Here is a 21,061-nt window from a genome sequence, read left to right on the forward strand (position 1 = left end):
ATGAAATACGATAAATTAATATTTGAACTATCAAAACCTGGTAAAATTGGTCATAAATTACCAGAATTGGATGTTGAAGATGTATGTATTAAAGAGCTAATTCCTGCTGAACTATTAAATGATGGCGAAATTGATTTACCGGAAGTTTCTGAACCAGAAGTTGTTAGACATTTTGTAAATCTTTCAAATAAAAACTTTGGTGTTGATACAGGATTTTATCCACTAGGATCTTGTACAATGAAATACAATCCAAAAATCAACGAAGCTATGTGTGCTCTTCCAGGTTTTGCAACACTTCATCCAAATATTCCTGAATGTGGAGCTCAAGGTGCTTTACAATTAATGTATGAACTTGGAGAAGCTCTAAATGAAACTTCAGGTATGGATGCTTGCACATTACAACCTGCTGCCGGAGCTCATGGTGAAATAACAGGTATTATGTTATTTAAAGCATATCATGAAAACAACAAAGATTTCCAAAGAGATAAGATTATAATTCCTGACTCAGCTCACGGAACTAACCCTGCAACAGCTACAATGGCAGGTTATAAAATTATCGAAATTAAATCTTGCGAAAGCGGATTAGTTGATATTGAAGCATTAAAAGCAGCTGTTGGTGATGATACTGCTGGTCTAATGCTTACTAACCCTAATACATTAGGATTATTCGAAAAAGAAATTCAAGAAATTACAAAAATCGTTCACGATGCTGGCGGTTTAGTATATTATGATGGAGCAAATGCCAATGCAATTTTAGGACATGTTAGACCTGGAGATATGGGATTTGATGCAATTCACTACAATCTTCATAAGACATTCTCTACTCCTCACGGTGGTGGAGGTCCTGGTGCAGGTTATGTTGGATGTAAAGATTTCTTAAAAGACTTCTTACCAGTTCCTATTGTAGTTAAAAATGGTGAAAAATACAGCTTATCTTATGATGTTCCAAAAACATTAGGTAAGATGAAAGATTTCTATGGACACTTTGGTGTATTAGTTAGAGCTTATGCTTATATCTTAGCTTTAGGCGCTGACGGACTTAAGAAATCAAGTGATTATGCAGTATTAAATTCTAATTACTTAGCAAATAAATTAAGAGATTACTACAATCTTCCTGAAAATGTTAAATTCAAACATGAATTTGTACTAGGTGGATTAAAGAACCCTAACGGATTAGTAACTCTTGACGTAGCTAAGAGATTGATGGATATGGGATATCACCCACCAACTGTATATTTCCCATTAATTGTTCATGAAGCGTTGATGATTGAACCTACTGAAAGTGAATCAAAAGAAACTCTTGACGGATTTGCAGAATCTATGATTAAGATTGCTAAAGAAGCTGAAACAAATCCTGAAATAGTTCATGCAGCACCTCATGATACAGAAATTAAACGTCCTGATGAAACATTAGCTGCAAAAGAATTAATCTTAAAATATACAAAATAGTATAATTTTTTAAAAAGCTGTTATGAAAGTAACAGCTTTTTTCTTACCTATTTTTAAACTGTTTTTTAGAAAATATTTTAATAAATAATCATTATCTAAAAAAATTAGGGTATAAACTAGTCAGAAAAATATAGGAGGTTTTTTATGAGTAAACTTTTAAGCCCTATGGAAATAGGTAGAAATAGATTTAAAAATAGAGTTGTTATGGCACCAATGTGTATGTTTCATTCAAAAACTGTAGATGGGGTTTTGACTAAAGAACATTTTGATCACTATGTGGCAAGAGCTTTAGGTGGTGTTGCAGGAATAATTATAGAAGCAACTATGGTTAATCCTACTGGTGGAATTAGAAAAGTAGATTTAGGATTATACAATGAAATTCAAATGAAAGCTTTTAAAGAGCTTGTAGATAGAGTTCATAATTATGATTGCAAAATTGGAATTCAATTAAGTCATGCAGGAAGAAAAGCAGATGCTTCTTATGATGATATTGTAGCACCAAGTGCAATTCCATTTGCAGATGAAAAAGCACCAAGAGAATTGACTAAAGAAGAAATTATTTCTTTACAAGATGATTTTGTAAATTCTGTAAAACTTGCAAAACAAGCAGGTTTTGACTTTGTAGAAATCCACTCTGCACATGGATATTTAATCAATCAATTTTTATCTCCCCTATCAAATCAAAGAAATGATGAATACGGTGGTAGTTTAGAAAAAAGATATAAATTTTTAGGAGATATTTTAAAAGCAATTAAAAATATTGACATAGATGTTCATATTAGAGTTTCTGCTAATGAATATGATGAAAAAGGTAATTCTTTAGAAGACATTATAAAGATTCTAAAACTTGCAAAAGAAGACGGAGTTGTTTTCAATAGTATTTCAAGTGGTGGAGTTGTACCAAAAAGTCCACTAGTTTATCCGGGATACCAAGCAGAATTAAGTAGAGAAATTAGAAAAGCAAATCTTACAGTTTCTGCTGTTGGTCTTTTGGAAGACTATGGATTATGTGAATATTTACTTCAAAGTGATGCCTGTGATATGATTTACCAAGGAAGAACATTACTTAAAAATCCAAACTGGGTTTATGGTGCTGGAGCATATTTTAATGAAGGAAAAGAAATAGAATATCCTCTATATTCATACTCTGCAATAAAATTTTAAGATAATTTAAAACAAAAGTAGCTTATATTTATAAGCTACTTTTTATTATATATTCGATTCAATTTAACTACAATTTAATAACCTTGTCATTTCCCCAACCATACCATGGTACATCATGTTCTAGGTAATCACCATGTATTTTATTTTGAATTCTAATCATTATAAATGGTATTAATAACTTTATTATAAATATAATAATATAGATAAATAATTCTGTATAATTAAGCATACCATTAAAATCTGTAAATGTTCTATAAAGAAACCATGTATTAACTAAAACATTAAATAGTGTTGCTAAAGTTGCAGACATAATATTTATTTCAACTTTTGAATTGTATTTTTTTATAAAATATAATGCTAATAAAGAAATATTGTAAACGACAATGGGCTTGTCATTTTTTCTGTAAATCACCAATGATTTTCTACTATAACTTGAACGGTCTTTAACACTTCCTAATGAACTAAACCAAACGTGACTCACAGAATTTATCTCTTCAAATGGAACAAATAAATCTATTTTTTTAAGATATATTCCTTCCTTACAAATATATAATTTCCAAGTAAAAAATTCAAAATACCATATAAGAACAATTGAAATAACGAAAAAACAAATATTTAAATATTCTACTTTTAACCCTTTAAAATCAAATGTAACTTTATTAACTCTATCTATTGAATTTATACTAGTTAAAAAAATAGCAAAAATAAACAAAATAAATCTATAATAAATACTATGAAATTTTATCTTTTTCATAACTCTCCTTATTACTTACAATTGAATTACTTTTGAGGAATTTTTGTTATATGCATTATCGTGAAATAAGTATTGTCCATGTATTTTATTTTCGTACATTACCATTATTAATGGTACTATTAAGCTCTTAATAGCATAAATACTAATAAAAATTAAAAATACTTTTATATCTATAAATTCCAATTTTCTATAAAAAATATAATAAAGTATTCCAAAATTAACTGCAACATTAAAAATAGTAGCCAATGTAGCAATAATAACATTGGTTTTAATGCTAGGTTTAAATATTTTTATTGTGTATAAAGCTAATAAAGAAATATTATAAATGCAAATAGGTTTATTATCTTTTCTGTAGATTACTAAAGATTTTCTATTATACAAATATTGTTTCCCGTTAGGTCTTATACTCAATTCATTAATCCAAACATGACTTATAGCATCAACATCTTCCCAAGGAATGAATAAATCTATTTTTCTTAAGTATATTCCTTCTTTACAGACATAAAATTTCCAACCAATAAAAGAAAAAATTAATGTAATAGCAATAAAAATTCCAATGAAAATATAATTTAATTTCAATAATTTTATATTAAAATTATAGAATTGTATTATTGCATTTTTATCAGCTATTATCATATTTATAACGAGAATGGCAAAAGTAAGTATAAATAATATAAATCTATAATAAATACTATGAAATTTTATCTTTTTCATATTATCTCCTATCTTTACTTATCAAAATTAATAGTATGAATTTTAATATTATACCTTTTAGTATCCTGTTTTAAGTTTCTTACCAATTCATCACTTGCTTTATCTCTACCGAAAAAAAAGGCTGTCCTCTTTCCATTTTTAAGTTCAATAGTTAGCATATATCTGCTTCCATTTAGTCTTACAGACCTAATTCTGTCAACTTCAATTGATCTTATCTTTTTTAAAGGTATAACTCTATTTAAAAAATAGAAAGCATTGTGTATATAAAAATTTCCATTTGAAATATGATAAGGTCTAAAAACACTTCCTCCACTTCGAAGTGCTATTGAAATTCTACGAAATATTATAATCAAAAAAGCAATAAAAAGAAATATCATAGCATTTCTTGTAATACTATGTTGCCATATGATTTTAAATCCTATCAAATAATATCTAAAAAAATTAGACATAATAAAAGTCCCCTTAATTCTTTAATCTATACATTATTATACTATACGTCCTAATTGTATTCAATATCCACTTTTTACTCTTTGTCTTAAAGACAAATTATTTAGTATATATTTTGATAAAGGATATTATTATACATTTTTAGTGTAAAATCAATTCAACTAATAAATACAATAAATTTATTTTTATCAATGAAAATTAAGATTTTTCTTAAAATTTACTTTTTTAATTTACAAAGATTTACAAAACTATTCTCACTTTATGTCCCTGTTCCTTATGATTAAAGTTGTATAATATAATTAAGGAAAACATTATTACAGTATAGTGCTTTTCAGAAATTGAATAAGGAGGAATTTTTTATGGATTCATTAATTTCAGTATTGTCCAAGTTTGCAGATTGGCTTTGGGGGCCTCCACTTTTGATTTTGTTAGTGGGTGGCGGGATTTTTTTAACTATAAGGTTAGGATTTTTTCAAATTCGATATTTTCCTTATATAATGAAACAAACTTTCGGAAAAATGTTTAGTAAAAACAAATCTGGAGAAGGAACTGTTTCACCTTTCCAAGCAGCAACTGCAGCCCTTGCATCATCTATCGGTGCTGCAAATATAGTGGTTGTACCTTCAATTATTTTTATAGCAGGTCCAGGTTCTATACTTTGGATGTGGATTACTGCCATAGTAGGTCAAGCAACAAAATTTGGTGAAATTGTACTCGGTATTCTTTATAGACAAAAAAATGAAGAAGGCGAGTATGTTGGTGGAGCTTGTTACTACTTACAACATGGTATCGGTGGAAAAGCAGGGAAAATTTTAGGTTCACTTGTAGCATTTTTCTTTATGATTGAAATTTTACCTTCAATTACTGTTCAAACTCTTGCTGCAACAGGTCCTTTGGAACAATTAGGAGTTCATAGATATATTGCTATAGGACTTGTATTCCTTTTAGTAATATTGGTAGTTTATGGTGGAATTAAAAGAATTGGTCAAGTAACTGAAATGTTAGTTCCATTTATGGCATTAATTTACTTAATCTTCGGATTTATAGTTCTTGCTATTAATATAGATAAAGTTCCTGAAGCCTTTAAGATGATTTTTGTTGGTGCTTTTAATCCTAAAGCAATTGCTGGTGGTGCTGCAGGTTGGGCTGTAAAAAAAGCAATAACCAATGGAGTTGCACGTGGTGTTTACTCTAATGAATCGGGAATGGGCTCTGCACCTTATGCACATTCAACTGCAATTACAGATCATCCTGCAAGACAAGGTATGTGGGGAGTTTTTGAAGTATTTGTTGATACAATAATTGTTTGTACAATGTCTGCACTTATAGTTTTAACAACAGGAATATGGAAAAATCCTGAATACCAATCAATCGCTGTTGAAAGAGCATTTAATTCAATTTTTGGAAATATTGGTAGTATAGTTGTTTCAATTTCATTATTCTTATTTGTTCTTTCTACAATAATCGTAATAGTATTCTATGTAGAAAAACTTGCAGAATATTTATTTGGAACAAAAGTTGGTAAAATTATGAGATTTGTTGCAACTATTATGATAATTGTAGCTGCTAAACTTTCATTTAAACATGCTGGAGTATTCCTAGACTTAACATTAGGCCTTGTAGTTATTCCTAATATGATAGGACTAATCTTTATGAGTGGAAAGATTAAAAAAGCTAAAGATGAATTTTTCCATACTGAAGGAGAATTTTACTTAAAAGATAAGGCAAGATAGCCTTCTATAAAATTTATTAAAAAGAAAATCCGAGTTTTCATACTCGGATTTTTTCATACTATAAAAATTTTCTACTTTTTATCAGGTGTTTTTACAATTATAGAAAGTATAACTATAATCGGAACAAAAATCCATATTATTGGAGTTGCATAGTATACAAAAGTTGTAACTGCTAATAAAACAGGTGCTTTTTCACGAAATTCAATTGAATCATAAGGCAATCCGGCTACAACACTCCATGCTCGTAAAAAAAGACAAAATATTGACCAAACTATAAATAAAAAAATATAACCTAAAGTTTTTAAAAAAGTAGATTTATTATTAGACTTAGTTCCAACTTCGTTATTTTGACTAGTTTTATCTTCTTCATTCTCTACTTTATTTTCATTTATAATATTTTCTGTAGACATTCTATCTCCTCCTTAAATAATAGTTTTAATTGGATTACAGTATTAGTAATGAAACAAAATTTTGAGTAGTTTTCTAATACTCATATAAAATAAAACTATAATTTAAATGACCTTTAGTATAGCACTTTAGAAACATTATTACAAATATTTCTATAAATTATCATCATATTTTTGTAAAATGTTACAATTATGTCTTAATCTCAAAAAAATCCGAGTTCTCATACTCGGATTTCTCTTTAAATTTATTTATTTTAATTATTGACCTTCAACGAATCTATCAATATATTCTTGATAAGTCATAAGTCTATCTTCAAATACATTTTCTTCAATATGAATAATTCTATTTGCGATTGTATTCATAAATTCAGTATCATGACTTGCAAATAAAATATTTCCCTTAAATGCCTTAAGTCCGTTATTCAAACTGATTATACTTTCAAGATCCAAATGATTTGTTGGTTGATCAAGGATTAAAACATTAGAACTTTTAAGCATCATATATGATAACATCATTCTAACTTTTTCTCCCCCAGAAAGTTTTTGAGCAGGTTTTAATGCTTCATCTCCCGAGAACAACATTCTTCCCAAAAATCCTCTAATATAAATTTCAGATTGCTCTGTTGAAAATTGTCTTAACCAGTCAATCAAATTATATGGAGTATCTTTGAAAAATTCTGTATTGTCTTTTGGAAAATAAGATCTTGAAGTTGTAACTCCCCATTTAAAGCTTCCGCTATCAGCTTCCATCTCTCCGGCTAGAATTTTAAAAAGTGTTGTAATTGCAAGTTCATCTCCTATAAAACCAATTTTATCATTTTTATTTACCATAAATGAAACTTTGTCCAAAACAAGTCTTCCCTCAATTGTTTTTGAAATTTCATTAACTTCCAAAATTTGATTTCCAACTTCTCGTTCCATTTCAAAACCTACAAAAGGATAACGTCTTGTAGAAGGTTGAATATCTTCAATTTGAATTTTATCAAGTAATTTCTTACGACTTGTAGCTTGTTTTGATTTACTCTTATTTGCAGAGAATCTTGCGATAAAGTTTTGTAATTCCTTAATTTTATCTTCTTTTTTCTTGTTTTGGTCTTTTAACATCTGTGCTGCAAGTTGACTTGATTCATACCAGAAATCGTAGTTTCCGACAAAAATTTTAATCTTTCTAAAATCAATATCCACCATATGAGTACAAATATTATTTAAAAAATATCTGTCGTGGCTAACTACAATAACAGTTCCCTCATAGTCCATAAGAAAATTTTCAAGCCATAAAATACTCTTGATATCCAAGTCGTTTGTAGGTTCGTCAAGTATTAAAATTTCAGGATTTCCAAAAAGCGCCTTTGCAAGTAAAACTTTAACTTTTTCCTTACCTGAAAGCTCACTCATCTTTTTCTCGTGTAATTCAGTTCCAATACCTAAACCTTGTAAAAGAGAAGAAGCATTTGCCTCTGCACTCCAGCCGTCCATATCTGCAAATTCAGCTTCAAGCTCTGAAGCTAAAATTCCGTCCTCATCTGAAAAATCCTCTTTTGCATAAATAGCTTCTTTTTCTCTAATGATTTCCATTAAACGAGCATTTCCCATTATTACAACATCAATTACTTTTTCATCTTCAAACTTAAAGTGATCTTGTTCCAAAAAACTCATACGAGTATTCGGCTTTATAGAAACACTTCCGGTATCTGGTTCAAGTCTTCCCTCTAAAATCTTAAGAAAAGTTGACTTCCCAGCTCCATTTGCTCCAATTACTCCATAACAATTTCCCGGAGTAAAAGATAAATTTACATCATCAAAAAGTTTTTGCCCTTGAAAACTCAAACTTAAATCTATTACACTAATCATTTTCTCACCTCATAATAATATTACTTAATTCAATTAAACATAAGTTAGATTATACTATATTTTGTTTAAATAATCAACTTAAAATAAAAAGAGCGTATCTAAACGCTCATTTCTATAAAGATAACATAAGTTCTACTTCGTCATCAGTTAATTCATAATTATAAAATTTCTTATAGTATTCTTTTATCTTTTCTTTTAATGGATAGTCTTTAAATTCTTCCGGATATGCCTTAGTTGCAAGCCAAGCAAAAGCTAGTGGAGCATCAGGATTTGGTGTAAACCAATTCCACATTCCAAGATTTGTATTATATACTTTTCCACTTTTAACTGCACTTAATGGCGAAAAGTCTGCTTTATCTACCTTGTTTTCAACTATATCCTTAGTTTTAAGTTTTATATGTCCAGGTCCACTTAAGAATAGAATATCAGGATTCCATTTGTATAATTGTTCAAAGTTAATCTTAGCAAAACCCTTTTCTTCTGCTGCAACATTTTTTACCCCTAAGTTATTAAGCCAAGCATCTCCAAATGTTCCCTTACCTGCAACTTGAAGAATTCCGTCTAGGTACTTAAACATAATCATCGCATTTGGTCTCTTGCTTTCATCTATTTTAGAGATTTTTTCTTTTACTTCAGAAATTAGATTGTCTCCATAGGAAATAAAATCATTCATCTTTCCCTTTTCATTGAAGACATCTTCTAGAAGTTTTAACCATTCTTTGTATCTTATTAGTGAATCATTTGGAGTATCATATCCAACAGTTGCAAAACCTATGATTGGAATTCCTGTCTTTTTAAGCTCTTCTGCATGTTTTTTATTATTTGCATTATAAAATATAACATCCGGTTTTAATTTCACAATTTCTTCAACATTTAAATCACTTTGTCCTTGAACGGTTTCCGCAACATTTTCAAGTTCTGGTGCCATATTTTTTAATACAGTTTTAGATATGGTATTTTTAAAATCTCCTGCATATCCAACAATATGCGGTGCCTTCCCATTAAAGAATGATACATATGTTGAAACTATTGGAACTTGATCTATTACAATTCTCTTTATATTATTCGGAACTTTTACTGTATTACCTGCATGATCTACAACATCATGTGTTCCTGTATCTTCTTTTTGCTGTTCTTCAATCCTTGTTTGTTCTGTATTTTTATTTTTTGGTGAACAAGCTGTCAATAAAATAGCACATAAACATAAAATACTTAAAAATTTTTTCAAAATATCCTCCTTATAAAAACAAAATAAATATTCTTACAATGTAATTATAACAGATATGAAAATTAAAATCAAAAAAATATAAAATTTATTATCAAAATCATCTAACGTTATTTTATTTTGAGAATAATTATAAATAAGTTTTTTCAACTTTAAAATTTTCAACAATACAATTGCTCTTTACATATTATCAATTAGTATGTTATAATAAAGTTGTAATTGGTTATGTTCTATAAAAATATTATTCCATTACAGAGCAAAAATTTATGTAATTTAGGAGGTAAAAGATGTGTAATAATTGTAATTGCTTTAGTGAAATTAAAGAATACATTAAAGGCAAAGAATCTTCAGATTTAATTGAAATTTTGCATAAAACTCAAGATCTCTATGGATATATTCCAAAAGAAGTTGTTTACATAATTTCAAAAGGAATAGATGTTCCCGCTTCTGAAATTTATGGAGTTGTTACATTTTATTCAAGATTTAGTTTAGTTCCAAAGGGAAAATATGCTATTTCAGTATGTATGGGTACAGCTTGTTATGTAAAAGGAGCAGAAAATTTATTAGATGAATTTTCCAATCTTTTAGGTATCAAGGTTGGTGAAACAACAGATGATTTATTGTTTTCATTGATTGAAACAAGATGTGTCGGCGATTGTGCAAATGCCCCTATAGTTACTGTTAACGATAAAGTTTATACTCATGTTTCAAAGAATGACATAAGAGATATCTTAGCAGAGGCAAAGGAGGTTTAGTATGGGATATATAAAAAACTTAGACAAAATAAAGAATAAAAAATATCCTGAAATGTTGGAAATCAAATCACAAGATGAAAAATACATAGTTGATGATAAAGGAATAAGATTAAGAGGAGATTTTTTTGAAAAACAAACCCGCCTAGCATTAAAAAATTATGATATTATAAATCCTTTAGATATTGAAGAATACATAGCAATGGGTGGTTATTATGCCCTTGAAAATGCAATTTTCAACTTAGAGAAAAAAGATATTATTGACATAGTAAAAGATTCAAATCTAAGAGGTAGAGGCGGAGCCGGATTCCCTACTGGAAGAAAATGGGAAGGAGCTTTTAGACAAGATGCAGAAATTAAATACGTAATCTGTAATGCTGATGAAGGCGATCCAGGTGCATATATGGATAGATCTATCCTCGAAGGAGATCCACATGTTGTAATTGAAGGTATGGCTATAGCTGCGAGATCAATTGGCGCTAGTAAAGGTTATGTATATGTAAGAGCGGAATATCCTAAGGCTGTTAAAATGCTTACTCATGCAATTGAGGAAGCAAAAAAATACAATTTATTAGGCGATAACATTATGGGCTCTGATTTTTCTTTTGATTTACAAATAAGATTAGGCGCTGGTGCTTTCGTTTGTGGAGAAGGTACTGCTCTTATAAAATCAATAGAAGGAAAAAGAGGTATGCCTAAATCAAAAGTTTATAGAACGACTGAGAGAGGACTTTTTGAATATCCTACAGTTTTAAATAATGTTGAAACTTTTGCAAATATTCCTTTGATAATAAATAATGGTGCTAATTGGTTTAAGTCTATTGGTACGGAAGATTCTCCAGGAACAAAAGTTTTTGCATTGGTTGGAAAAGTTGTTAATGCCGGACTTGTTGAAGTTCCTATGGGAAAAACTATAAATGAGATTGTACTTGATATTGGTGGTGGTTGCCCTAACAATAAAAAAATAAAAGCAGTCCAAACCGGAGGCCCGTCAGGAGGTTGTATTCCTGAGAGATTATTTGATACAAAAGTGGACTTTATTTCACTTGCGAGAATAGGCTCAATTATGGGTTCAGGTGGTATGGTTGTTATGGATGAAGATGACTGTATGGTTGATATTGCAAAATTCTTTATGAAATTTACAGTTGATGAATCTTGTGGTAAATGTACACCTTGCAGAATTGGAAATAGAAGAGTTTTAGAAATTTTAGAAAGAATTACCTCAGGAAATGGCGAAATGGAAGATTTGAACTTACTCCAAGAGCTTTCGGAAGTAATTACAGATACAAGTTTATGTGGTCTTGGAAAAACAGCAACTACTCCTGTTTTAAGCTCAATGCATTATTTTAGAGATGAATATGAAACTCATATTAAAGAAAAAAGTTGTCATGCTCATGTTTGTAAAGACCTTCTTCAATATTACATTACAGAAAATTGTATCGGTTGTAGATTGTGTAAGAGACAATGTCCTGTTGATGCTATTGAGGGCGAAAGAAAAGAAAGACATGTTATCGATACAAGCAAATGTATCAAGTGTAATAACTGTCTCGAAAAATGTCCTGTTAAGGCAATCATCTTGAGATAGGAGGTAATTATGGTTAATTTAAAAATTAATGGACAAGATGTTCAAGTTGAAAAAGGTACTACAATACTTGAAGCTGCTAAAAAAATTAATATAAAAATCCCGACTCTTTGCCACATGGATATGAAAGGTCTAGGATTTATAAATAGAGATGCAAACTGTAGAGTTTGTCTTGTTGAACTTATGGATAAAGGCACATTGGTTCCTGCTTGTGATACACTTGTAAAAGAAGGAATGGATGTAAGAACTGATACTTATAGAGTTATACGTTCAAGAAAAGTTAATATTGAATTATTACTATCAAATCACCCTACTGATTGTCTAGTATGTTCTAAGAGTGGGAACTGCGAATTACAAGATTTAGCTTGGCTTGCAAATATTAGAACAATTAGGTTTACCGGAGAAAGAATTAATTTTCCTTTAGATAATTCTTCCCTTTCTCTTATTAGAGACCCTAACAAATGTGTACTTTGTAAAAGATGTGAAACTATGTGTAACGAAGTCCAAACTGTTGGAACTTTAACAGATGTAGGTAGAGGTTTCCCTGTTGTAGTAGGAACTGAATTTGATGAACCTATGATAAATACAAACTGTACTTTTTGTGGTCAATGCTTAAGTGTTTGTCCTACAGGAGCTCTTGCAGAAGTTAGCTCAATACAACAAGTTACTAGAGCTCTAATGGATAAGACAAAAACTGTTATAGTTCAAACTGCACCTGCTGTTAGAGTTGCTTTGGGAGAAGAGTTTGGAATGGAACCTGGAACAGTTGTTACTGGAAAGATGGTAACAGCACTTAGAAATATTGGCTTTGACTATGTTTTTGATACAGATTTTGCAGCTGATTTAACTACAATGGAAGAAGCAAAAGAATTTGTTACAAGATTTGAAAAGGGAGAGAATCTTCCTATTTTGACAAGCTGTTGCCCAAGCTGGGTAAATTTCATTGAAAATAATTTTCCTGAGATGCTACATATTCCTTCATCTTGTAAATCACCACATGAAATGTTCGGTTCAGTCGCAAAATCATATTTTGCAGAAAAAATGAATATAAATCCTAAGGATATAGTGGTAGTTTCAGTTATGCCTTGTGTTGCTAAAAAATACGAATCAGCAAGACCAGAACTTAGTAATAAAGGCTTAAGCGATGTTGACTATGTATTGAGCACAAGAGAAATTGCACATATGATCAAAGATTGTTCTATGGATTTTCCTAATCTGGATGAATCAGACTTTGATAGTATTATGGGAGAATCATCAGGAGCTGGTGTAATTTTTGGCTCAACTGGTGGTGTTATGGAAGCTGCTCTTAGAACTGCATATAATATGATTACAGGTGAAGATCTTCAAAATTTAGAATATACTGAATTAAAAGATTTAAGAGGATTTAAAGAAGCAGAAATTGAAATAAAAGGTAAAAAGATTAGAGCTGCTGTTGTAAGCGGTTTAGGAAATGCTAGAAAACTTTTAAATTCAATTAAATCCAAAGAAAAATCCTATGATATTATAGAAATAATGGCTTGTCCTGGAGGTTGTATTGCTGGTGGTGGTCAACCTTTCATACATGGAGATACAGATATTATTGAAAAAAGAATGCATGGTATCCACAGTGAAGACAGAAATAAGACAATTAGATTATCCTATAAAAACCCTTCAATTCAAAAAATATACAATGAATATTTGGGAGAACCTGGTGGAGAAAGAGCACATCATCTACTTCACACAACTTATGGAAAATAGGAATTAAATTTAATAAAACTTAAACTAAAAAGGATTGAAATTATAATTTCAATCCTTTTTTCTTAATATTTATTACATAAATGCTTCTGCTACAAATTTTAATATGAATAGTAAAGCTAAAATATATACTACCGGGGAAACTTCCTTTCCTCTACCTGAGATTAATTTTAATACAGCATATGAAACTATCCCAAAAACAATTCCATTTGCTATTGAATATGATAGAGGCATCATAATAATAGTTAAAAATGCAGGTAGTGCTTCTGTATAATCCTCAAAATCAATTTTCTTAATTCCAGTAATCATAAATAATCCAACTACAATTAATGCAGAAGATGTTGCATAAGTAGGAATTACTGCAAAAATAGGTTGGAAAATCAAAGCCAATAAGAAAAGAATAGCTGTAACTATTGAAGTAAGTCCTGTCCTTCCGCCTTCTGCAACTCCCGCTGCACTTTCAACAAATGTAGTTACCGTTGAAGTTCCTAACATTGCTCCAGCAGTTGTTCCTATAGCATCTGCAAAAAGAGCTTGTCTTGCTTTTGGTAAATTTCCATCTTTGTCTAACATATCAGCCTTTGATGCAACTCCTACTAAAGTTCCTACTGTATCAAATAAATCAACAAACAGAAAAGCAAAAAGAGCTACAAACATTTCAGTTGATAAAACTTTGCTAAAATCAAATTTCATAAATATAGGAGCTATGCTTGATGGCTTACCTATAATTGCCTTTGGAAGTTCAGAAACTCCACAAATTATTGACACTGCTGTAGTGGCTAACATCCCAAATAGAATTGCACCTGGAACTTTTTTTACAAGTAAGAAAATAGTAAATAAAATACCAAAAATTGTAATTAATGAAGTAGTACTTGTAATTGTCCCTAAGTCAAGAGGTATTCCTTGTCCTTGTTTAACAAGTCCAGCTTGATACAATCCTAAAAATGCTATAAAAATACCAATTCCTGCGCTTACTGCTTGTTTAAGTGAATATGGCATAGCATTTACAATCATTTCTCTAACTTTTGTAAAAGTTAAAATTAAAAATACAATACCCTCTAATAAAACAGCAGTTAAAGCAAATTGCCAACTGTATCCTTTACCAATTACTATAGTATAAGCAAAGTAAGCATTTAAACCCATCCCTGGCGCTAATGCAAATGGATAATTTGCAAGTAGTGCCATTATAACTGTTCCTATGAATGATGCGATTGCTGTTGTTGTAAATACTGCTCCTTTATCCATTCCTGCCTCGGATAAAATTGTAGGGTTTACAACTAATATGTACGCCATAGTCATAAATGTGGTAATACCTGCTAAAATTTCTGTTCTAACAGTTGTTTTGTGTTCCTTGAGTTTAAAAAAGTTTTCAAAAAACGTGCTCATAATTCCTCCTAAAAAATTTTTTTGCAAAAAACAAAAATAACTCTTAAAAAATAAACGCCCAAAAAGTAGGCTTCAAGCGAAACCTACCTTCTGGGCTTTTCTCCCTTAGGTGTAGTGCATAGCACCTGCACAGCTTGGACCTGCAAGAAAAATCTTCGGAACCCTATGTGCACTTTCTCTTTGAGTTATCAATATCACATCAATATAATAACAGTAAATAATTCTTTTGTCAATATCTATTTATTAGCTAATATTCTCATTTTATTTTCAAAAAAGAATAATACATCTTTCCCAATTAATATTCCTTTATTAGTCTAATTAGTAGGTATTTATTTTCGATATTCCTCTACTTTATCAGAATATTTATCCAACAATTTTTTCGAATATTTTTTCTCGTTTTTTGAATCTCTAACCTCTTTCCAAAGAATAGAAGCAACTTTTAACTTATTCGAATAGTCTAAACTAGATTTATCAGAGCAAAAATCTTTTAAAAATTGATTCCATTCACAAACTGAATTATCATACTTTGCATAATCCGATTTTCCATAATACACATTTAACATATCCTGAATTGTAAAATTCAAGTCTTTATCTTTTTTTACTTTTCTCCAAGATGTAGCCATATCAGCATTAAATTTAAATGGTGAAACACCTGTTAAGCTAGAAAAGTATTCTCTAAATTTTGTATTAAAGGAAAAACCACACTCAAGTAATGGAGTATCTAAGGTAATATTTTCCACTTTCTTCTTTTCTTTTTTTATTACTGACTTTTTAATGATATTTCCTTTAAAATACTCCTCAATAGTACAATTAAGTTCTTGTTTTGTCCCTCTATATTCTAAACCTAGTAATTTACATATTTGAGAAAGTTCTTCACGATACCAATAATATTTACAAAATTCTTCAAAATTTTTAATTTCTTGAAACTCTGGTCTTTTTTTCAATGTTTTTCCTCCTAAAAAATCATCTTTACATTAAATGTAATATATATTTTTCTCTATTTCTATACCCAAAATTCTTGCTGATTCATAACTAAAATGAACTCCGTCAACAGTTGTAGTTAAAGCTCTAATTTTTGTAAAATAGTTTTTGCTTATTGGAACTAAAGTCATAATTATAGAGTCAAAAACTCTTAATAAAAATCTGTATTTCCAAGTATATACACGATTATCAGGTTGAATTTTTTCTTTTTGCAATTTATAGATATCGATGAAGGAATAATTATATTTCTCAGCCAAAGTCTCTATCATTTTATTTCTCTTTACTAACTTTTCATCAGGAAAATTTTCTAAGTTTATAAATGGCATCCCAAAAATAATAACTTTTTTATTTTTTTCATGAAGAAAATTCAAAAGTTCATTATATTCTTGATAAAATGTTTCATCATCTTCGATACATCTCTTTATTTTACAACGTGAACTCATTAGTAAAAACCAAAATGGAGAGCTATCTCTTAAATATGGCAAAAGAATATCATTTGTTCCAATACCTATAACATAGAGGTCGGAATCAGTATTAGGATTATCAACAATTTTTTTCAGCCTACTAAACATTCCTCTCAAGCTGTCCCCGTTTTTACCCTTATTTATGTAGTCATATCCCATATAATTATATAAAAAATAAAAATAAGAATATCCTACATTCCCATAAGTCAGACTATCTCCTATACAAACTACTTTCATTGATTTACCTCCAATAAATAGCAGTTAAAACTAAAGAGGAGTAATATTACTCTAACTTCCCCATAAATTTAGCTTTAATTTTCTTCGTATATGCTCTCTAAAAATTTATAGATATCAAGATAAACTTTATCTTTATCAATTTCATTTAAAACTTCATGACGCATTTGTGCATAAAGTTTTATTTTTATCTTTTTTAATCCGACTTTTTTATATTTTCTATAGCCCTTTAAAACTCCTTTTCCATAACCACCAACAGGATCAGCTTTACCTGAAATAAATAAAATCGGTAATTTTTTCTTTATTTTTTCAATATTATTTTTATTAGATGCTTCTTTTATTAAAGTCAACAAATCTAGAAAAAAAGTATTTGTACAAAGAAAACCACAATCTTTATCTAAAATATAGTTATCAACAACTTTTTCATCTCTTGTCAGCCAATCAAAATCTGTATTTTTATTTTTAATTCTAGAATTATATCCTTTAAAGCCAAGTCTATTTACAAATTCACTTTTTTTAGTTCCATTTTTTCTCGATAAAATTCTAGCTAATAACATTGCAAATCTGTGTTTCATTCCATATTGTTCAGTCGTTCCACAAATTATTGCTCCGTCAACCGAGTCAGAATATTTATTTAAAAAATTTCTAACTATAACTGAGCCCATACTATGTCCAAATATTACAACTTTTTTATTAGGAAATTGCTCTTTTATATATTTATTAAGGTCGTAAACATCTTCGACAAGTTTTATATTACCTTCCTTATCAGCAATATGACCTTTTTCTTCTTCGTCTTCACAAGTTTTCCCATGCCCTCTATTATCCATTCCAAAAACTCTGATTCCATGTTTTTCCAAGAACAGAGCAAAGTCTTTATACCTTCTTATATGTTCAGCCATTCCGTGACAAATTTGCAGAACTATTTTCGGATTTTTTAAATTTTCAGAAAAATCGACACAACATAATTTTTTATTGTCAAGACTTGAATATATATAAAATTCTTTCATAAAACACCCCGTAACCACAATATATATTTATTTTACCACAAATTGCTTAATAAATATAGTATTTATAAGAACCCCACCCTTCCTCGATGCTTTGCATCGGGTGGGTGCCCGAGAACCTTGTTGTTTCACAATAAAAAACTTATTTTTACAATATTATGACATAACTGTTATAAGAGAAAATATATAAAAAAGAAAATATCTTGTATAATTGTAATATCAAAAAATTCCCTTCTAATTTTCTATATTTCTTTTAACTTTTTAACAGTTCTTCTAATTTTATCAATATCAAAATCTCTATATTCAATTACAAAAGGAACTTCTGAATTTAATTTTAATATGTTTCTAATAATAAATTCATAATTCACAGTTCCTGTTCCTAACTCTTTATGCGAATCTATATCTCCATTATTATCATGAATATGAACCCCGATAATATAATTGTAGAGTTCATTCAAATTGTCATTATAATATGCTACATTATAGTGTCCTAAATCAAATAAAAATTTAAAATCTTTAACTCTATCCACTATTTTTTTTATATCTCTAAAATCATCCCCCAATAACAACTTACCATTTTTTTGATATGGTAAATTTTCAATACCAATAGGTGTCAAAAATTTATTATTTTCATAAAATTTTCTAAAATCTTCAATTAACAACTCAATCCTATCAGTCATTTTTGTTCTTCCAGATCCACACTCTCCAATATGTAATGTCAACCATTTAGCAGAAGTTTTATCACATAAATTCAAAAAATCTCTTAATATATCAAAAGATGTCATTTTTAATCTGTTAACTTTCTCAATGAAATTGAGCCCTAAAGTTCCATGATAACTAATACTAATATTATTATTTTTTTTTAATTCTGAAACAAATTTTACAAAATCCTTTGAAAAATAGTAGCTATCTATGTCAGAATTCTTTATCTGAATTTCAAAATGTTTTATACCCATATTAAGAAGTAAATTTACCATTTCTTTATCAAATAAATATTCTATTTTTTCAATTTTTAATCCTATTATCATAACTAACCCCATCTACATAACTTTTTAAACTTCCATTACTATTTTATTATTTTATGTACATTAAAATTTCTATCCAAATAAAACTCTTGATAATTGATTTATTATATTATTAGAGTTTCTTTCAAAAACATTTTCTCTATATTATTTTAATATAGATTATTGATATTAAAGATATTCTATACTTTTAAAAAAATTTTGTCAACAATTTGTAATAACTATATAATAAGTAAATTACTTTATATATTTTATAAAAAAAACTCATTTTTACAATTGTAAAAATGAGTTTAAAAATTAAAGTGATTCTGCATGATATGAACTTCTTACCAACGGACCTGAGTTTACTCTCAAAAATCCCATATCAAAAGCTATATCTCTATATCTATCAAATTGTTGAGGATGTACATATTCTTTAACAGCTATATGGAATTTTGTAGGTTGCAAATATTGTCCCACAGTTACCATATCACATCCAACATCTCTAAGTGCTTTGAAAACTTCAACAACTTGTTCTTCAGTTTCTCCAAAGCCCACCATAAGTCCTGATTTTGTTTTAAGACCACATTCTTTTGCATATCTTAATACCTCCAAACTTCTTTGGAAGTTTGCAGCAGGTCTAACTTTTGGATAAAATGCAGGAATTGTTTCAACATTATGGTTTAAAACATCTGGTTTTGTTTCATAGATTATATCCATTAATTCTTTTCTTCCTGACATATCTGGAATCAAAAGTTCTATAGTAGTTTCAGGATTGTACTTTCTACATTGTCTTACAACTTCTGCAAATTGATTTGCACCTTCATCAGGTAAATCATCTCTTGTTACTGATGTTACAACAGCATGTTTTAATCCTAAAATTTGAACAGCTTTAGCAAGATTTTCAGGTTCATTTAAATCAACGGGATCAGGTGCATGTCTTGTTACATTGCAAAAAGTACAGTTTCTTGTACAGTTTCTCCCTAAAATCATAAAAGTTGCAGTCCTTCTTGAATAACATTCCATCTTGTTAGGACAATTTGCTTCATGACAAACAGTATGTAAGTTTAAACCTTCAATCATACTTTCAACATCTGTTGTATTTTTATCTCCCTGAATTTTTAGTTTTAACCATTCAGGCTTTCTCATTATTTCTGCTTTTTTCCTTAGCATATTACACCTCTTAAAATAATTTAATTATATCATCAATAAAAACTTTTTTATCCATTGACTTAATGTATCTATCAATTTCAATACCCTTAAGAGCTTCTTCAACAGCTTCTTTAGAACATTGAACTCCTTTTAATATACTACATAATTTATCTATACCCAATTCACTAAAGAAATCCCCTTCTATCGAAATGTCTTTAATTCTTCCATTTTCAACATCAATGCCTATTTCCACAACTCCACAAGAATACTTTTCAGCCTTTCTATTTTTCTTTAAAGAGCCATTTCCATAATTCCAATCTTTTGTTGCAAAAAGTGAGTTTCTAATTTCATAGATTTTTTTCATCTCTTCTTCAGTTAAAATCGTAGTATCAGTGATATTATATTCTTTTTTTATGTATTCAATTGCTTTATCCATAAAGCTTTCGACATCCATATCAATCATATCACCAATAAATCCAACTCTAGATCTTACAGATTGAACAGCTTTTCCTTTAAATTTAATATCTCTTGATTTTAAAGAATTAGTTAGATTATATAAATTTGCCTTAAACAAAAAAGTTCCATGATGTAGGATTTTTTCTTTATTTTGATATTGGGCATTTCCACTTACCTTTGCCCCATCTATTTGAATGTCATTTCTTCCTGTGAATTCTGCATTAAGTCCCAAAGAATTTAAGAAATTAACAACGGGTTTTGCAAATTTTTTAAAAGATGAATCTACATCATCACCAGTTTTTTTTGTTATAAAACTATATTGCATATTTTCCGTATCGCAATATATTGCACCACCACCAGATAATCTTCTGATTACATCCATATTATTTGCGTTTGTAAAATTTAAATTTACTTCTAAATCAATATTTTGATATCTCCCAATCAAAATACAAGGTCTATTTCTCCAAAGCATAAAAATATCTTCATCATAATTTTCCATTAGATAAAGCTCGATTGCGTGATTTAATGCAGGATCAAAATTTTTATTTTCAACAAAAATCATAATATTTCT

Annotated in this window: 19 protein-coding genes; 6 read left to right on the forward strand and 13 right to left on the reverse strand. The window is 29.0% G+C overall.

Translation table 11 applies throughout. The features are described from left to right. Positions 1 to 1,449: an aminomethyl-transferring glycine dehydrogenase subunit GcvPB gene (gene gcvPB / locus VJI77_RS04710; protein ID WP_323988483.1), complete on the forward strand. Its 1,449-nt coding sequence runs from the start codon at positions 1 to 3 to the stop codon at positions 1,447 to 1,449. Between the two features lie 144 nt (positions 1,450 to 1,593). Beyond that, positions 1,594 to 2,613 carry an oxidoreductase gene (locus VJI77_RS04715; RefSeq protein WP_323988484.1) on the forward strand — a complete coding sequence of 340 codons (1,020 nt, stop codon included), beginning with the start codon at positions 1,594 to 1,596 and terminating at the stop codon, positions 2,611 to 2,613. Positions 2,614 to 2,680: 67 nt separating this feature from the next. Here the strand turns inward: VJI77_RS04715 and VJI77_RS04720 are convergent, their stop codons facing one another. The 3 genes from VJI77_RS04720 to VJI77_RS04730 are packed head-to-tail and all read right to left on the reverse strand — an operon-like array spanning position 2,681 to position 4,530. Next, positions 2,681 to 3,367: a hypothetical protein gene (locus VJI77_RS04720; protein WP_323988485.1), complete on the reverse strand. Its 687-nt coding sequence runs from the start codon at positions 3,365 to 3,367 to the stop codon at positions 2,681 to 2,683. A 15-nt stretch (positions 3,368 to 3,382) separates the two neighbouring features. Then, the gene (locus VJI77_RS04725; RefSeq protein ID WP_323988486.1) at positions 3,383 to 4,081 is read right to left on the reverse strand and encodes a hypothetical protein; all 699 of its coding nucleotides are present in this window, start codon (positions 4,079 to 4,081) and stop codon (positions 3,383 to 3,385) included. 14 nt (positions 4,082 to 4,095) lie between these two features. Then, positions 4,096 to 4,530: a hypothetical protein gene (locus tag VJI77_RS04730; RefSeq protein WP_323988487.1), complete on the reverse strand. Its 435-nt coding sequence runs from the start codon at positions 4,528 to 4,530 to the stop codon at positions 4,096 to 4,098. Positions 4,531 to 4,887: 357 nt separating this feature from the next. On the opposite strand from VJI77_RS04730, the gene VJI77_RS04735 reads away from it, so the two are divergent. Beyond that, positions 4,888 to 6,261, forward strand: a complete 1,374-nt coding sequence (locus VJI77_RS04735; RefSeq protein WP_009354878.1) for an alanine/glycine:cation symporter family protein — start codon at positions 4,888 to 4,890, stop codon at positions 6,259 to 6,261. Between the two features lie 71 nt (positions 6,262 to 6,332). Here the strand turns inward: VJI77_RS04735 and VJI77_RS04740 are convergent, their stop codons facing one another. The 3 genes from VJI77_RS04740 to VJI77_RS04750 form a co-directional block, all read right to left on the reverse strand. After that, entirely contained in the window at positions 6,333 to 6,671 is a 339-nt protein-coding gene (locus VJI77_RS04740) for a hypothetical protein (protein WP_323988489.1), read from the reverse strand. 255 nt (positions 6,672 to 6,926) lie between these two features. Beyond that, a complete protein-coding gene (locus VJI77_RS04745; RefSeq protein ID WP_323988490.1) occupies positions 6,927 to 8,519 on the reverse strand; it encodes an ABC-F family ATP-binding cassette domain-containing protein in 1,593 nt (530 codons plus the stop codon). Positions 8,520 to 8,631: 112 nt separating this feature from the next. Next, positions 8,632 to 9,747 carry an ABC transporter substrate-binding protein gene (locus VJI77_RS04750; RefSeq protein WP_323988491.1) on the reverse strand — a complete coding sequence of 372 codons (1,116 nt, stop codon included), beginning with the start codon at positions 9,745 to 9,747 and terminating at the stop codon, positions 8,632 to 8,634. Between the two features lie 284 nt (positions 9,748 to 10,031). On the opposite strand from VJI77_RS04750, the gene VJI77_RS04755 reads away from it, so the two are divergent. The 3 genes from VJI77_RS04755 to VJI77_RS04765 are packed head-to-tail and all read left to right on the forward strand — an operon-like array spanning position 10,032 to position 13,815. Next, positions 10,032 to 10,499, forward strand: a complete 468-nt coding sequence (locus VJI77_RS04755; protein ID WP_009354357.1) for an NADH-quinone oxidoreductase subunit NuoE family protein — start codon at positions 10,032 to 10,034, stop codon at positions 10,497 to 10,499. A 1-nt stretch (position 10,500) separates the two neighbouring features. Then, positions 10,501 to 12,081: an NADH-ubiquinone oxidoreductase-F iron-sulfur binding region domain-containing protein gene (locus VJI77_RS04760; RefSeq protein ID WP_323988492.1), complete on the forward strand. Its 1,581-nt coding sequence runs from the start codon at positions 10,501 to 10,503 to the stop codon at positions 12,079 to 12,081. A gap of 9 nt (positions 12,082 to 12,090) precedes the next feature. Continuing rightward, positions 12,091 to 13,815 (forward strand): NADH-dependent [FeFe] hydrogenase, group A6, encoded by a 1,725-nt coding sequence (locus VJI77_RS04765; RefSeq protein ID WP_323988494.1) that lies wholly within the window; start codon positions 12,091 to 12,093, stop codon positions 13,813 to 13,815. Between the two features lie 72 nt (positions 13,816 to 13,887). Here the strand turns inward: VJI77_RS04765 and VJI77_RS04770 are convergent, their stop codons facing one another. The 7 genes from VJI77_RS04770 to VJI77_RS04800 form a co-directional block, all read right to left on the reverse strand. Next, complete coding sequence (locus VJI77_RS04770; protein ID WP_293439533.1) at positions 13,888 to 15,198, reverse strand: NCS2 family permease; 1,311 nt, start codon at positions 15,196 to 15,198, stop codon at positions 13,888 to 13,890. Positions 15,199 to 15,527: 329 nt separating this feature from the next. Then, entirely contained in the window at positions 15,528 to 16,142 is a 615-nt protein-coding gene (locus VJI77_RS04775) for an SAP domain-containing protein (protein WP_323988496.1), read from the reverse strand. Between the two features lie 30 nt (positions 16,143 to 16,172). Then, positions 16,173 to 16,880 (reverse strand): SGNH/GDSL hydrolase family protein, encoded by a 708-nt coding sequence (locus VJI77_RS04780; RefSeq protein ID WP_323988497.1) that lies wholly within the window; start codon positions 16,878 to 16,880, stop codon positions 16,173 to 16,175. Between the two features lie 74 nt (positions 16,881 to 16,954). After that, positions 16,955 to 17,884 (reverse strand): alpha/beta fold hydrolase, encoded by a 930-nt coding sequence (locus tag VJI77_RS04785; protein WP_323988499.1) that lies wholly within the window; start codon positions 17,882 to 17,884, stop codon positions 16,955 to 16,957. Positions 17,885 to 18,123: 239 nt separating this feature from the next. Continuing rightward, the gene (locus VJI77_RS04790; RefSeq protein WP_323988500.1) at positions 18,124 to 18,909 is read right to left on the reverse strand and encodes a sugar phosphate isomerase/epimerase family protein; all 786 of its coding nucleotides are present in this window, start codon (positions 18,907 to 18,909) and stop codon (positions 18,124 to 18,126) included. Positions 18,910 to 19,200: 291 nt separating this feature from the next. After that, the gene (gene lipA, locus VJI77_RS04795) at positions 19,201 to 20,055 is read right to left on the reverse strand and encodes a lipoyl synthase (protein WP_009354854.1); all 855 of its coding nucleotides are present in this window, start codon (positions 20,053 to 20,055) and stop codon (positions 19,201 to 19,203) included. 10 nt (positions 20,056 to 20,065) lie between these two features. Beyond that, positions 20,066 to 21,052 (reverse strand): lipoate--protein ligase, encoded by a 987-nt coding sequence (locus VJI77_RS04800; protein ID WP_323988501.1) that lies wholly within the window; start codon positions 21,050 to 21,052, stop codon positions 20,066 to 20,068. Positions 21,053 to 21,061 lie beyond the last annotated feature (9 nt).

The sequence above is a fragment of the Parvimonas sp. D2 genome (genome assembly GCF_035282635.1).
GTDB lineage: Bacteria > Bacillota > Clostridia > Tissierellales > Peptoniphilaceae > Parvimonas.